This window comes from Mycobacterium marseillense (assembly GCF_010731675.1).
In the GTDB taxonomy this organism is placed as follows: domain Bacteria; phylum Actinomycetota; class Actinomycetes; order Mycobacteriales; family Mycobacteriaceae; genus Mycobacterium; species Mycobacterium marseillense.
The window spans coordinates 3,005,371-3,019,903 of the sequence record NZ_AP022584.1 but is presented as its reverse complement, the minus strand read 5'-3'; the positions used below and the strand labels follow the sequence as shown (position 1 = coordinate 3,019,903).

Annotated in this window: 15 protein-coding genes; 13 read left to right on the top strand and 2 right to left on the bottom strand. The window is 68.1% G+C overall.

Annotated features, from left to right (window positions below; translation table 11 throughout):
* Window positions 1-6: 6 nt before the first annotated feature.
* Genes G6N26_RS13795 through G6N26_RS13780 form a run of 4 tightly spaced genes read left to right on the top strand, consistent with a single transcriptional unit; the run spans window position 7 to window position 4,056 of the window.
* Entirely contained in the window at window positions 7-1,635 is a 1,629-nt protein-coding gene (locus G6N26_RS13795) for an acyl-CoA dehydrogenase family protein (RefSeq protein WP_083018520.1), read from the top strand.
* Entirely contained in the window at window positions 1,632-2,570 is a 939-nt protein-coding gene (locus G6N26_RS13790) for a crotonase/enoyl-CoA hydratase family protein (protein WP_067166227.1), read from the top strand. Before G6N26_RS13795 ends, G6N26_RS13790 begins: the two co-directional genes overlap by 4 nt.
* Before the next feature lie 2 nt (window positions 2,571-2,572).
* The gene (locus G6N26_RS13785) at window positions 2,573-3,292 is read left to right on the top strand and encodes a PaaX family transcriptional regulator C-terminal domain-containing protein (protein WP_067166230.1); all 720 of its coding nucleotides are present in this window, start codon (window positions 2,573-2,575) and stop codon (window positions 3,290-3,292) included.
* Window positions 3,289-4,056, top strand: coding sequence for a crotonase/enoyl-CoA hydratase family protein (locus G6N26_RS13780; RefSeq protein WP_067166234.1), 768 nt, complete (start codon window positions 3,289-3,291; stop codon window positions 4,054-4,056). Before G6N26_RS13785 ends, G6N26_RS13780 begins: the two co-directional genes overlap by 4 nt.
* Before the next feature lie 15 nt (window positions 4,057-4,071).
* Here G6N26_RS13780 and G6N26_RS13775 read toward each other — a convergent pair whose 3' ends face one another.
* Complete coding sequence (locus G6N26_RS13775) at window positions 4,072-4,533, bottom strand: DUF3060 domain-containing protein (protein ID WP_067166237.1); 462 nt, start codon at window positions 4,531-4,533, stop codon at window positions 4,072-4,074.
* A gap of 29 nt (window positions 4,534-4,562) precedes the next feature.
* Window positions 4,563-4,940 (bottom strand): DUF3060 domain-containing protein, encoded by a 378-nt coding sequence (locus G6N26_RS13770; protein WP_067166240.1) that lies wholly within the window; start codon window positions 4,938-4,940, stop codon window positions 4,563-4,565.
* A gap of 196 nt (window positions 4,941-5,136) precedes the next feature.
* Between G6N26_RS13770 and G6N26_RS13765 the strand changes: the two genes are divergently transcribed.
* The 9 genes from G6N26_RS13765 to G6N26_RS13720 all read left to right on the top strand — a co-directional run bounded on the left by G6N26_RS13765 (window position 5,137) and on the right by G6N26_RS13720 (window position 14,531).
* Window positions 5,137-5,778, top strand: a complete 642-nt coding sequence (locus tag G6N26_RS13765) for a TetR/AcrR family transcriptional regulator (RefSeq protein ID WP_067166243.1) — start codon at window positions 5,137-5,139, stop codon at window positions 5,776-5,778.
* 377 nt (window positions 5,779-6,155) lie between these two features.
* A complete protein-coding gene (rpsL, locus tag G6N26_RS13755) occupies window positions 6,156-6,530 on the top strand; it encodes a 30S ribosomal protein S12 (protein WP_007767794.1) in 375 nt (124 codons plus the stop codon).
* Window positions 6,530-7,000: a 30S ribosomal protein S7 gene (rpsG, locus tag G6N26_RS13750; protein WP_008260850.1), complete on the top strand. Its 471-nt coding sequence runs from the start codon at window positions 6,530-6,532 to the stop codon at window positions 6,998-7,000. Before rpsL ends, rpsG begins: the two co-directional genes overlap by 1 nt.
* An 81-nt stretch (window positions 7,001-7,081) precedes the next feature.
* Window positions 7,082-9,187, top strand: coding sequence for an elongation factor G (gene fusA / locus G6N26_RS13745; RefSeq protein ID WP_067166246.1), 2,106 nt, complete (start codon window positions 7,082-7,084; stop codon window positions 9,185-9,187).
* 110 nt (window positions 9,188-9,297) lie between these two features.
* Complete coding sequence (tuf, locus tag G6N26_RS13740) at window positions 9,298-10,488, top strand: elongation factor Tu (RefSeq protein WP_067166249.1); 1,191 nt, start codon at window positions 9,298-9,300, stop codon at window positions 10,486-10,488.
* A gap of 172 nt (window positions 10,489-10,660) precedes the next feature.
* On the top strand, window positions 10,661-11,407 hold the full coding sequence (locus tag G6N26_RS26340) for a PE family protein (protein ID WP_169925528.1): 747 nt from the start codon (window positions 10,661-10,663) through the stop codon (window positions 11,405-11,407).
* Window positions 11,408-11,551: 144 nt separating this feature from the next.
* Complete coding sequence (locus G6N26_RS13730) at window positions 11,552-12,400, top strand: SHOCT domain-containing protein (RefSeq protein WP_083018516.1); 849 nt, start codon at window positions 11,552-11,554, stop codon at window positions 12,398-12,400.
* Between the two features lie 90 nt (window positions 12,401-12,490).
* On the top strand, window positions 12,491-13,318 hold the full coding sequence (locus G6N26_RS13725; RefSeq protein WP_083018514.1) for a mycofactocin-coupled SDR family oxidoreductase: 828 nt from the start codon (window positions 12,491-12,493) through the stop codon (window positions 13,316-13,318).
* 25 nt (window positions 13,319-13,343) lie between these two features.
* Window positions 13,344-14,531, top strand: a complete 1,188-nt coding sequence (locus tag G6N26_RS13720; protein ID WP_067166262.1) for an NAD(P)/FAD-dependent oxidoreductase — start codon at window positions 13,344-13,346, stop codon at window positions 14,529-14,531.
* Window positions 14,532-14,533 lie beyond the last annotated feature (2 nt).

Genomic DNA, 14,533 nt, shown 5'->3' with positions numbered 1-14,533 from the left:
GGTGGCATGTCGGATACCCACGTCGTCACCAACCAGGTCCCGCCCCTGGAAGACCACAACCCCGCCACGTCGGCGGTGCTCACCGAGGCCCTGATCCGCGAAGGCGGCGAGTGGGGCCTCGACGAGGTCAACGCGGTCGGCGCCCTGTCGGCCACCCGCGAGGCGCAGCGCTGGGGCGAGCTCGCCGACCGCAACCGGCCCATCCTGCACACCCACGACCGCAACGGTCACCGCGTCGACGAGGTCGAATACGACCCGGCGTACCACGAGCTGATGCGCGCGGCGATCAGCCACGGCATGCACGCCGCTCCCTGGGCCGACGACCGGCCGGGGGCGCACGTCGTGCGCGCCGCCAAGACCTCGGTGTGGACGGTCGAGCCGGGGCACATCTGCCCGATCTCGATGACGTACGCCGTGGTGCCCGCGCTGCGCTACAACCCCGAGCTGGCCAAGGTCTACGAGCCGCTGCTGACCTCCCGCGAATACGACCCCGAACTCCGGCCGGCCACCACCAAGCCGGGGATCACCGCGGGCATGTCGATGACCGAGAAGCAGGGCGGCTCCGACGTGCGCGCCGGCACCACCCAGGCCACCCCCAACGCCGACGGGACCTACAGCCTGACCGGCCACAAGTGGTTCACCTCGGCGCCGATGTGCGACATCTTCCTGGTGCTCGCGCAGGCACCCCAAGGGCTCTCGTGTTTCATGCTTCCCCGCGTGCTGCCCGACGGCACCCGCAACCGGATGTTCCTGCAGCGGCTCAAGGACAAGCTCGGCAACCACGCCAACGCCTCCAGCGAAGTCGAGTACGACGGCGCCACAGCATGGTTGGTCGGGGAGGAAGGCCGCGGTGTGCCGACCATCATCGAGATGGTCAACCTCACCCGGCTGGACTGCACCCTGGGCAGCGCCACCAGCATGCGCACCGGCCTGACGCGCGCCATCTACCACGCCCAACATCGAAAGGCGTTCGGCGCCTACCTCATTGACCAGCCGCTGATGCGCAACGTGCTGGCCGACCTGGCCGTCGAGGCCGAGGCGGCCACCATGGTCGCGATGCGCATGGCAGGCGCCACCGACAAGGCGGTGCGCGGCGACGAGACCGCGGCGCTGCTGCGCCGGATCGGTCTGGCGGCCAGCAAGTACTGGGTGTGCAAGCGCTCGACCCCGCACGCCGCCGAGGCGCTGGAATGCCTGGGCGGCAACGGCTACGTCGAGGACTCCGGCATGCCGCGGCTGTACCGGGAGGCGCCGCTGATGGGCATCTGGGAGGGCTCGGGCAACGTCAGCGCGCTGGATACGTTGCGCGCCATGGCGACTCGCCCCGAATGCGTCGAGGTGCTGTTCGACGAAATCGCCGAGAGCGCGGGTCAGGATCTCCGCCTGGGCAACCACGTCGAGCGGCTGCGCGCCGACCTGGCCAACCTGGAGACCATCGCCTACCGCGGCCGCAAGGTCGCCGAGGACATCTGCCTGGCGCTGCAGGGCTCGCTGCTGGTGCGCCACGGGCACCCCGCGGTCGCCGAGGCGTTCCTGACGACCCGGCTCGACCGCCAGTGGGGCGGCGCGTTCGGCACCATGCCGGACGGGCTCGATCTGGCGCCGATTCTCGAGCGTGCTCTAGTAAAGGGATGACTCACGCGATCAGGCCGGTCGACTTCGACAACCTGAAGACGATGACCTATGAGGTCACCGACCGGGTCGCCCGGATCACGTTCAACCGGCCCGACAAGGGCAATGCGATCGTCGCCGACACGCCGCTGGAGCTCTCGGCGCTGGTGGAGCGGGCCGACCTCGATCCGGGCGTGCACGTCATCCTGGTGTCCGGTCGCGGCGAGGGATTTTGCGCGGGCTTCGACCTGAGCGCCTACGCCGACCGCACCGGCTCGGCCGGCGGCACCGGTGCGTACGCGGGCACCGTGCTGGACGGCAAGACCCAGGCGGTCAACCATCTGGCGGATCAGCCGTGGGACCCGATGGTCGATTACCAGATGATGAGCCGCTTCGTGCGGGGCTTTTCCAGCCTCATGCACGCCGACAAGCCCACGGTGGTCAAGATCCACGGCTACTGCGTGGCCGGCGGCACCGACATCGCGCTGCACGCCGACCAGGTGATCGCGGCCGCCGACGCCAAGATCGGCTACCCCCCGACCCGGGTGTGGGGGGTGCCGGCCGCCGGACTCTGGGCGCACCGCCTCGGCGACCAGCGCGCCAAACGGCTGCTGTTCACCGGTGATTGCATCACCGGCGCGCAGGCCGCCGAGTGGGGGTGGGCCGTGGAGGCGCCGGACCCGGCGGAGCTCGACGAGCGCACCGAGCGGCTGGTCGAGCGGATCGCCGCGGTGCCGGTCAACCAGCTGATCATGGTCAAGCTCGCACTGAATTCCGCTCTGCTGCAACAGGGTGTGGCCACCAGCAGGATGGTCAGCACGGTGTTCGACGGTGTCGCCCGGCACACGCCCGAGGGCCACGCGTTCGTCGCCGACGCGGTCGAGCACGGCTTCCGGGAGGCGGTACGGCATCGCGACGAACCCTTCGGCGACCACGGCCGCCGCGCGTCCGGGGTGTAGCCATGCCGGACATGACGGCCCGGTCGGTGGTGCTCAGTGTGCTGCTCGGCGCCCACCCGGCGCGCGCCCGTGCCAGCGAATTGGTCAGGCTCACATCCGATTTCGGCATCAAGGAGTCGGCCCTGCGGGTGGCGCTGACCAGGATGGTCGGTGCCGGCGACCTGATCCGCAACGCGGACGGCTACCGGCTCTCGGATCGCCTGCTCGCCCGCCAACGCCGCCAGGACGATGCCATCGACCCGCGCGTGCGCCCCTGGGAGGGGGAGTGGATCACGCTGATCGTGACCAGCGTGGGAGACGACGCGCGCACCCGCGCCGCGCTGCGAACCGCCATGCACGACAAGCGTTTTGGTGAGCTGCGCGAGGGAGTCTGGATGCGCCCGGACAACATCGGCGCCGAGCTCGGACCCGACGTCGCGGCCAGGGTCCGGGTCCTGCGGACGCGCGACGGCGACCCCGCCGGGCTGGCCGCGCAGCTGTGGGACCTGCCCGCCTGGGCACGGGCCGGGCACCGGCTGCTCGACGACATGGTCGCCGCGCCGGACATCCCCGGCCGTTTCGTGGTGGCCGCGGCCACCGTCCGGCACCTGCTCACCGACCCCGTCCTGCCCGACGAACTGCTGCCCGCCGACTGGCCCGGGGCCCGGCTGCGGGCGGCCTACCACGACTTCGCCGCTGAGCTGCTGCAGCGGCGCGAACCACTATGTGCGGAGGCGACATGAGTGATCCGGTGCGGGTGGAGCGCAACGGCCCGGTGACCACGGTGATCATCGACCGGCCGGGGGCGCGCAACGCGGTCAACGGCCCGACGGCCGCCGCGCTGTACGCGGCGTTCGAGGAATTCGACCGCGACGACACCGCGTCGGCGGCCGTGCTGTGGGGCGACGGCGGAACGTTCTGCGCCGGAGCCGATTTGAAGGCGTTCGGCACCCCCGACGCCAACGCCGTGCACCGGACGGGCCCGGGCCCGATGGGGCCGACGCGGATGGTGCTGTCCAAACCCGTCATCGCCGCGGTCAGCGGCTACGCCGTGGCCGGCGGCCTCGAGCTGGCCATCTGGTGCGATCTGCGGGTGGTCGAGGAGGACGCCGTCTTCGGGGTGTTCTGCCGGCGCTGGGGAGTCCCCTTGATCGACGGGGGCACCGTGCGGCTGCCGCGGCTGATCGGCCACAGTCGCGCGATGGACATGATCCTCACCGGCCGCGCGGTGGCCGCCGACGAAGCCCAGGCCATCGGACTGGCGAATCGGGTGGTCCCCAAGGGCCAATCACGCCGGGCCGCAGAGGAATTGGCGGCGCAACTGGCGGCGTTGCCACAGCAGTGCCTGCGGTCGGATCGGCTCTCGGTGCTACATCAATGGGGGGCAACGGAATCCGAGGCACTCGACGTCGAATTCGCCAGCATCTCCCGGGTGGCCGCGGAGGCGAACGAAGGGGCCGGGCGGTTCGCGGCGGGCGCGGGACGGCACGGCGCATCCGCCGATTGAGCCACCCCGGTGCGGTCAGCTGCCCTTGTTGATCGTGTTGCCCGAACCGAGGTTGTCGACCTTGGGATCGCCGTCTTTGTAGGTGATGGTGTTGTCCATCCCCAACACGGTGATTCGCGTCTCGACCTTGTCGAACGTGATCTTGTTGTTGGTGCCGCCAATGTTCACCGTCGCGCAGCTGCCCGTGACGGTCAGTGTGTTGTCCGAACCGGCCACGTTCAGCGACTTGCCGCTGGCGCAGTCGAGGTTGGTGGTGGTGCCCATCGACCCGTAGTTCACCGTGTTGCCGATCTCGAGGGACGCGGTGGTGCTCGCGCCGCTCGAACTCGTCGTCGGTGCGGCCCCGGCACTCGTCGTCGCGCTGCTCTTGGCCGTGGTGGTGGTCGTCGACGAGCTCGGCGGGTTGGCCGTCGAGCTACAGCCGGCCAGCACCAGGATCGCGGCGGCCGGTGCCAGGGCGAAGGTGTGCGCACGCATCGTTGTTTGATTCCCCTCGGTGTGGTGTCTCAGCCCGGCACCTGCTGGAGCCGGTTGGTCATGCCCAATTCGCGGCCGCGGTCCCAGAGGAACGGCTGACCGCCCTTGTACAACACCGTCTGGTCGTAGCCGTACACCGTGATGTCATGCGAAACCGAGTCGGCGATAACGACATTCGACGAACCCATCACCGTCACGGCGTAGCAGTTGCCCAGGGCGGTGACGGTCAGGAAGGTGCCGTTGACCAGCAGTGTGGCGTCGTTGCAGTCGACCGTCTGCTCCATGTCCTCCCCGATGACATGGGTGTCGCCGTTCTTGGCCTGTGCGAGTCCCGGTGGGGTAGCGGCCGCGGCACCGACGGCGATGATGCAGGTTGCCAGCGACCCGGCGACAGTTGTCCACTTCACTGCGGGCCCCCCTTTTGGACGGGTCGTCTGCTCGAATGAGCCAAGCATGACACTACGTGCATTTGCCTGCCCGATGGCAGATTTATTTTCCTTTGCCGGGCGCTCATGTCCCTCCGGGGAGATTAATGTCTGAACGGGCGTCAACTAGAGTCATTAGTTAACCGCAACCCGTTCCCGCGATCGAAGGGCGACCGCCATGGCAGCTCAACCGGAATCGCCGTCGGCGGCCGGGCGCCAACGCGCGGGACGGCCCGGTTCGCGCCCGACCAAGCTCAGCCGGGAAGGGATCATCGACGGCGCGCTGACGTTCCTCGATCGCGAGGGCTGGGACGCGCTGACCATCAACGCGCTGGCGACGCAGTTGGGCACCAAGGGGCCGTCGCTGTACAACCACGTGGACAGCCTGGAGGACCTGCGCCGGGCGGTGCGGATTCGGGTGATCGACGACATCATCATGATGCTCAACCGGGTGGGCGAGGGCCGCGCCCGCGACGACGCGGTGCTCGTCATGGCGGGCGCGTACCGCAGCTACGCCCACCACCACCCGGGCCGGTACTCGGCCTTCACCCGGATGCCGCTGGGCGGTGACGATCCCGAATACACGGCCGCGACCCGCGGGGCGGCCGCCCCGGTGATCGCCGTGCTGTCTTCCTACGGTCTCGACGGCGACGCGGCCTTTCATGCGGCGCTGGAATTCTGGTCGGCGCTGCACGGCTTCGTGTTGCTGGAGATGACCGGCGTCATGGACGACATCGACACCGACGCGTTGTTCTCCGACATGGTGCTGCGCCTCGCGGCGGGCCTGGAACTGCGCACCGCCCACGACGGGGCACGCTAGGCGGTGCAAGATCGCCACTAATCCGACGGTGGCGACCCGCTGCGCCCGGCTGCGCCGCGCTTGCGATCGCCACTAATCCGACGGTGGCGACCCGCTGCGCCCGGCTGCGCCGCGCTTGCGATCGCCACTAATCCGCCGCTTTGACCTGCAAGACCGGCGGCGGGTATTGTGGTTCCTCGTGCCTGGCGGCTTACGGCGCCTAACCGTAAGGAAGTGAATGCCGGGCGAATTCGCGTGTCCACCATGCATCGGAGTTCCGTCCGGTGCGCAGCGCATGCGACACACCCGGCCGCGGGGTGAAGCGGACGGACATAACTGCAGTACACAGACTTGAAGACGCCAGAAATATGCCGAACACGAACAGAGAAAGCCGGTAGATGCCAACCATTCAGCAGCTGGTCCGCAAGGGTCGCCGCGACAAGGTCGCCAAGGTCAAGACCGCGGCCCTCAAGGGCAGCCCGCAGCGCCGTGGCGTATGCACCCGCGTGTACACCACCACTCCGAAGAAGCCGAACTCCGCTCTTCGGAAGGTCGCCCGCGTGAAGCTGACGAGCCAGGTTGAGGTCACGGCCTACATCCCCGGCGAAGGTCACAACCTGCAGGAGCATTCGATGGTGCTGGTGCGTGGTGGCCGGGTGAAGGACCTGCCCGGTGTCCGGTACAAGATCATCCGCGGTTCGCTCGACACCCAGGGCGTCAAGAACCGCAAGCAGGCTCGCAGCCGTTACGGCGCCAAGAAGGAGAAGAGCTGATGCCGCGCAAGGGCCCCGCGCCGAAGCGCCCGCTGGTCAACGACCCGGTCTACGGGTCGCAGCTGGTCACCCAGCTGGTGAACAAAGTCCTGCTGCAGGGGAAGAAATCGCTCGCCGAGCGCATTGTTTATGGTGCGCTCGAACAAGCCCGGGACAAGACCGGCACCGATCCCGTGATCACGCTCAAGCGTGCTCTCGACAACGTCAAGCCCGCCCTGGAGGTGCGCAGCCGCCGCGTCGGTGGTGCCACCTATCAGGTGCCGGTCGAGGTGCGTCCGGATCGGTCCACCACGCTGGCGCTGCGCTGGCTGGTCAGCTTCTCGCGGCAACGCCGGGAGAAGACCATGGTCGAGCGCCTGGCAAACGAGATTTTGGATGCCAGCAACGGTTTGGGTGCCGCCGTCAAGCGACGCGAGGACACCCACAAGATGGCCGAGGCCAACCGCGCCTTCGCGCACTACCGCTGGTAGGTCTCTCCGGCGAGCGTGCCGGGGCGCTGGCCTGACCGCGACAGACAGCAACTAAGCAATCGAAAGAGTGGGAAGACTTCTGTGGCACAGAAGGACGTGCTGACCGACCTGACCAAGGTCCGCAACATCGGCATCATGGCGCACATCGACGCCGGCAAGACGACGACGACCGAGCGCATCCTCTACTACACCGGTATCAGCTACAAGATCGGTGAGGTGCACGACGGCGCCGCCACCATGGACTGGATGGAGCAGGAGCAGGAGCGGGGGATCACCATCACCTCCGCGGCCACCACCTGCTTCTGGAAAGACAACCAGATCAACATCATCGACACCCCCGGGCACGTCGACTTCACCGTGGAAGTCGAGCGCTCGCTGCGTGTTCTCGATGGTGCCGTCGCCGTCTTCGACGGCAAGGAAGGCGTCGAGCCGCAGTCCGAGCAGGTCTGGCGGCAGGCCGACAAGTACGACGTCCCGCGCATCTGCTTCGTCAACAAGATGGACAAGATCGGGGCCGACTTCTACTTCTCCGTGCGCACCATGGAGGAGCGGCTCGGCGCGAACGTCATCCCGATCCAGCTGCCGGTCGGCTCCGAGGGCGACTTCGAGGGCATCGTCGACCTGGTCGAGATGAACGCCAAGGTGTGGCGCGGCGAGACCAAGCTCGGCGAGACCTACGACACCATCGACATCCCGGCCGACCTGGCCGAGAAGACCGAGGAGTACCGCACCAAGCTGCTCGAGGCGGTCGCCGAGACCGACGAGGCGCTGCTGGAGAAGTACCTGGGCGGCGAGGAGCTGTCGGTCGAGGAGATCAAGGGTGCGCTGCGCAAGCTCACCATCAGCTCCGAGGCCTACCTGGTGCTGTGCGGCAGTGCGTTCAAAAACAAGGGTGTGCAGCCGATGCTGGACGCCGTCATCGACTACCTGCCCTCGCCGCTGGACGTGCCGCCGGCCGTCGGTCACGCGCCGGGCAAGGAGGACGAAGAGGTCACCCGCAAGCCGTCGACCGAGGAGCCGTTCTCCGCGCTCGCGTTCAAGGTCGCCACGCACCCGTTCTTCGGCAAGCTGACCTACGTCCGGGTGTACTCCGGCAAGGTCGACTCCGGCAGCCAGGTCATCAACGCCACCAAGGGCAAGAAGGAGCGGCTGGGCAAGCTGTTCCAGATGCACTCCAACAAGGAGAACCCGGTGGAGACCGCGTCGGCGGGCCACATCTACGCGGTGATCGGGCTCAAGGACACCACCACCGGTGACACCCTGTCCGACCCGAACCAGCAGGTCGTGCTGGAGTCGATGACCTTCCCCGACCCGGTCATCGAGGTGGCCATCGAGCCCAAGACGAAGAGCGACCAGGAGAAGCTGTCGCTGTCGATCCAGAAGCTCGCCGAGGAAGACCCCACCTTCAAGGTGCACCTGGACCACGAGACGGGCCAGACCGTGATCGGCGGGATGGGCGAGCTGCACCTGGACATCCTGGTGGACCGCATGCGTCGCGAGTTCAAGGTCGAGGCCAACGTCGGTAAGCCGCAGGTGGCCTACAAGGAGACCATCAAGCGGGCCGCGCAGAACGTCGAGTTCACCCACAAGAAGCAGACGGGTGGCTCGGGTCAGTTCGCGAAGGTGATCATCAACCTCGAGCCATTCACCGGCGAGGACGGCGCGACCTACGAGTTCGAGAACAAGGTCACCGGTGGGCGTATCCCCAGGGAGTACATCCCGTCGGTGGACGCCGGTGCCCAAGACGCCATGCAGTACGGCGTCCTGGCCGGCTACCCGCTGGTGAACCTGAAGGTCACACTGCTCGACGGGGCGTTCCACGAGGTCGACTCGTCGGAAATGGCCTTCAAGATCGCCGGTTCCCAGGTGCTGAAAAAGGCTGCGGCACAAGCGCAGCCGGTCATCCTGGAACCGATCATGGCCGTCGAGGTCACCACGCCCGAGGACTACATGGGCGACGTGATCGGCGACTTGAACTCCCGCCGTGGCCAGATCCAGGCCATGGAGGAGCGGAGCGGTGCACGCGTGGTCAAGGCGCATGTGCCGCTGTCGGAGATGTTCGGCTACGTCGGCGACCTGCGGTCCAAGACCCAAGGCCGGGCAAACTACTCCATGGTCTTCGACTCGTACGCCGAAGTGCCGGCGAACGTGTCAAAGGAGATCATCGCGAAGGCGACCGGCCAGTAAAGAGTCGCTCGGAGTAATCTTGCCGGGTCATTGCAATGCCTTGGGCGCGGCACAACTGAAAACACCAACACTGCTTTAACAAGCACCAACTAGTCCAGGAGGACACAGAAGTGGCGAAGGCGAAGTTCGAGCGGACGAAGCCGCACGTCAACATCGGGACCATTGGTCACGTTGACCACGGCAAGACCACGCTGACCGCGGCTATCACCAAGGTTCTGCACGACAAGTACCCGGACCTGAACGAGTCCCGCGCGTTCGACCAGATCGACAACGCGCCCGAGGAGCGTCAGCGCGGTATCACCATCAACATCTCCCACGTGGAGTACCAGACCGACAAGCGTCACTACGCCCACGTCGACGCCCCGGGTCACGCCGACTACATCAAGAACATGATCACCGGTGCGGCCCAGATGGACGGCGCGATCCTGGTCGTCGCGGCGACCGACGGCCCGATGCCGCAGACCCGTGAGCACGTGCTGCTCGCCCGTCAGGTCGGCGTGCCCTACATCCTGGTCGCCCTGAACAAGGCCGACATGGTCGACGACGAGGAGCTCCTCGAGCTCGTCGAGATGGAGGTCCGCGAACTGCTGGCCGCCCAGGAGTTCGACGAGGACGCCCCGGTGGTGCGGGTCTCCGCGCTCAAGGCGCTTGAGGGCGACGAGAAGTGGGTCAAGTCCGTCGAAGAGCTGATGGAGGCCGTCGACGAGTCGATCCCGGACCCGGTCCGCGAGACCGACCGTCCGTTCCTGATGCCCGTCGAGGACGTCTTCACCATCACCGGCCGTGGCACGGTCGTCACCGGTCGTGTCGAGCGCGGTGTGGTCAACGTGAACGAGGAAGTCGAGATCGTCGGTATCAAGCCAACCAGCACCAAGACCACGGTCACCGGTGTGGAGATGTTCCGCAAGCTGCTCGACCAGGGTCAGGCCGGTGACAACGTCGGTCTGCTGCTGCGTGGTATCAAGCGTGAGGACGTCGAGCGCGGCCAGGTCGTGACCAAGCCCGGCACCACCACCCCGCACACCGAGTTCGAGGGCCAGGTCTACATCCTGTCCAAGGACGAGGGCGGCCGGCACACGCCGTTCTTCAACAACTACCGTCCGCAGTTCTACTTCCGCACCACCGACGTGACCGGTGTGGTGACGCTGCCGGAGGGCACCGAGATGGTGATGCCCGGTGACAACACCAACATCTCGGTGAAGCTGATCCAGCCCGTCGCCATGGACGACGGTCTGCGGTTCGCGATCCGCGAGGGTGGCCGCACCGTCGGCGCCGGCCGGGTCGTCAAGATCATCAAGTAGTTCGCTACTTCAGTCAGAACAAAGCCCGGATTGCCCACACGGCAATCCGGGCTTTGTCTGTTGTGCGCATCGTCGGGTCGGACCGGCGCTGAAATGATGCGGCCGCGGCGCGCCCTGGACTAGGATTTCGGCATAGTTCTCGGTGACCGTAAGGCCTGGCGGGGAGGTGCCGATGTCGTTCGTTCAAGCGACTCCCGAATTCGTCGCGGCTGCCGCGACGGACCTGGCCAGTATCGGGTCGGTGATCACGTCCGCCAACACGGCGGCGATGGGGCCGACGTCGGCGGTGCTCGCCCCCGGCGCCGACGAGGTGTCGGCGAGCATCGCCGCCCTGTTCGACGCCCACTCCCAGGTCTATCAGGCGCTCAGCGCCCAGGCGGCCGCGTTCCACAGCCAATTCGTGCAGCTGATGAACGGCGGCGCGATGCAGTACGCCGCCGCCGAGGCGGCCAACGCGACGCCCCTGCAGACCGCGGCGGCGCCCGCGTCGATGGCCGCACAGGTACCGACGATGACGGCCGGCGCCATGGGCGCGTCCGCGCCGACCGCGCCCGCCGGGCCCCTCGCGGCGGCGGTGGCGCCCGCGGCCGCCGCGGCGCCCGCACCGGTCGGCACACCGGTCGCGGCGGCGCCGGTGGGATCGGCGACGCTGGCCTCGGCCACCGCACCGGCCGGACCGGCGCGGGTGGCGACACCGGCCTACGCACCGGCCGGCCCCGCGAGCACCGTCTCGCCCGCGACGTCGGCACCGGCCGGCGCGGCCGCACCGATGCAGGCCGAGGTGGCGCCGCAGGCCTCCCCGGCCACGACGCTGCCGGTGTCGCCGCGCACGGCGGCGCCGCACGCCCCGGCGGGGACGCAGCCGGCGGCACCACCGGTGCGCCGGGTGCCGATCGTGCCTCCCGACCGGCTCGTTTGATGGCGGCGGCCCGCTGCGCCCGGCTTCGCCGCGCTTGCGACCGCCGCTCGTGTGACACCCGGAATCGGTTTGCGAGTAACGCGTTCGCCGCGAGGTTCCGAGCGCTAATCTGACACAAAACCCCAGCAAGCCGAGGAGGGGCAAGTGTTAGCGCGTTACCTGAAGGCACAGTTGGTCGTTTTGCTGTGCGGAGGCCTCGTCGGCCCGATTTTCCTGGTCGTGTACTTCGTCATGGGCCTCGACAGCCTGCTGCAATGGATGTTCTACGTCGGCCTGCTCATCACCGCGGCCGACGTGCTGATCGCGCTCGCGTTGGCCAACTACGGTGCCAAGACGTCGGCCAAGGTGGCCGCGCTCGAGCAGAGCGGCGTGCTGGCCCTCGCGCAGATCACCGGCATCACGGAAACGGGCACGTGGGTCAACAACCAGCAGGTCGTCAAGGTGCACCTGCACATCGCGGGGGCCGGGCTCCTGCCGTTCGACAGCGAAGACCGCGTGATCGCCAGCGTCACCCGCCTCGGCAACCTCAACGCCCGCAAGGTGGTCGTCCTGGTCAACCCCACCACCAACGAATACCGGATCGACTGGGAGCGAAGCGCTTTGGTCAATGGTCTGATGCCCGCGCAATTCACGGTGGCCGAGGACAACCGCACCTACGACCTGAGCGGGCAGGCGGGCCCGCTGATGGAGATCCTGGCAATCCTCAAGGCCAACAACGTTCCGCTCGACCGGATGGTCGACATCCGGTCGAACCCGGCGCTGCGCGGGCAGATCCAGGCGGTGGTGCGCCGGGCCGTCGAACAGCAGGCACCGGCCGCCCAACCGGCGCCGGCGGCCCCGCCGTCGGCGGGCACGGCGCCATCGGCGGTCGTCACGCCGCCCGAACCGTCGATCGCCGCGCGGCTGCAGGAGCTGAACGATCTGCACGCCAGTGGCGCGCTCACCGACCAGGAATACGACGGCCGGCGCGCCCAGATCATCTCCGAAATCTAGGGCCCGGCCACCGATCGGCGGGTGAATTAGAACACGTTTCAGTTCCGCTGCTAGCCTGGCTTGGACTATTGGCGGTCGAAGGGGTTACACGTGGCTGGACGGGACGGATCACTGCACGGGCGGGTGGCATTCATCACCGGGGCCGCCCGGGGCCAGGGGCGTTCGCACGCGGTGCGGCTGGCCGCCGAGGGCGCCGACATCATCGCGCTGGACATCTGCGCGCCGGCCTCCGCCAGCGTGACCTACCCGCCCGCCACCCGGGAGGACCTCGACGAGACCGCGCGCCTGGTCGAGGGGCAGGGGCGCAAGATCCTGGCCCGCGAGGTCGATGTCCGCGACGACGCCGTGCTGCGGCAGCTGGTGGCCGACGGGATGGAACAGTTCGGCCGGCTCGACATCGTGGTCGCCAATGCCGGAGTGCTGAGCTGGGGCCGCGTTTGGGAACTCACCGACGAGCAGTGGGACGCGGTCATCGGTGTCAACCTGACCGGCACCTGGCGCACGCTGCGTGCCACCGTGCCCGCGATGATCGAGGCGGGCAACGGCGGTTCCATCGTGGTGGTCAGCTCGTCGGCGGGACTCAAGGCCACACCGGGCAACGGCCACTACTCGGCCAGCAAGCACGGGCTCACCGCGCTCACCAACACCCTCGCCATCGAGCTCGGCGAATACGGCATCCGGGTCAACTCGATCCATCCGTACTCGGTCGAGACCCCGATGATCGAACCCGAAGCGATGATGGAGATCTTCGCCACCCATCCCAGCTTCGTGCACAGTTTTCCCCCAATGCCGGTGCAGCCCAACGGTTTCATGACGGCCGACGAAGTCGCCGACGTCGTGGCGTGGCTCGCCGGCGACGGCTCGGGGACACTCACCGGCACGCAGATCCCCGTGGATAAGGGTGCCCTAAAGTACTGACCGGCCATCGTGCTAAGAACTCCACGTGAGTAGTGACGAAAGCGCCACCAACGGAATCGTGATCGTCGGCGGCGGATTGGCTGCCGCCCGCACCGCCGAGCAGCTGCGGAAATCGGAGTATTCCGGGCCCATCACGCTCGTCAGCGACGAGGTGCACCTGCCGTATGACCGCCCGCCGCTGTCGAAAGAGGTGCTGCGCAAAGAGGTCGACGACACCGCGCTCAAACCGCGCGAGTGGTACGACGAGAACGACATCACCCTGCGCCTGGGGTCGGCCGCGAAGAGTCTGGACACCGCGGCGCAGACGGTGACGCTCGACGACGGGACGACGCTGCGCTACGACGAACTCGTCATCGCCACGGGGCTGGTCCCGCGGCGCATCCCGGCGATTCCCGATCTCGAGGGCATCCGGGTGCTGCGATCGTTCGACGAGTGCCTGGCGCTGCGCGAGCACGCGTCGGCGGCGCAGCGCGCCGTCGTCATCGGCGCGGGCTTCATCGGCTGCGAGGTGGCGGCCAGCCTGCGCAGCCTGGGGGTCGACGTGGTGCTGGTGGAGCCGCAGCCGACACCGCTGGCCGCGGTGCTCGGCGAGCAGATCGGCGAGCTGGTGGCCCGCCTGCACCGCGCCGAGGGCGTCGACGTGCGGCTCGGTGTGGGCGTGGCGGAGGTGCGCGGTGACACGCATGTCGAGGCGGTGGTGTTGAGCGACGGCACCGAGCTGACGGCCGACGTGGTGGTCGTCGGCATCGGGTCGCGCCCGGCCACCGAATGGCTCGAGGGCAGCGGCGTCACCGTCGACAACGGTGTCATCTGCGACGAGGCCGGACGCACCAGCGCGCCGAACGTGTGGGCTCTCGGGGATGTCGCGTCGTGGCGCGACGCGACGGGACACCAAGGGCGAGTGGAACATTGGAGCAATGTCGCCGACCAGGCCCGCGCCGTGGTGCCCGCGATGCTGGGGCAGGACGTGACCCCCGCGGTGGTCGTCCCCTACTTCTGGAGCGACCAGTACGACGTCAAGATCCAGTGCCTGGGCGAGCCGGAGGCCGACGACATCGTCCACGTCGTCGAGGACGACGGCCGCAAGTTTCTGGCCTACTACGAACGCGACGGGGCCCTGGTCGGGGTGGTCGGCGGCGGGATGCCCGGCAAGGTCATGAAGGTCCGCGCCAAGATCGCGGCTGCCGTGCCCATCTCCGAAATGTTGAACTGAGC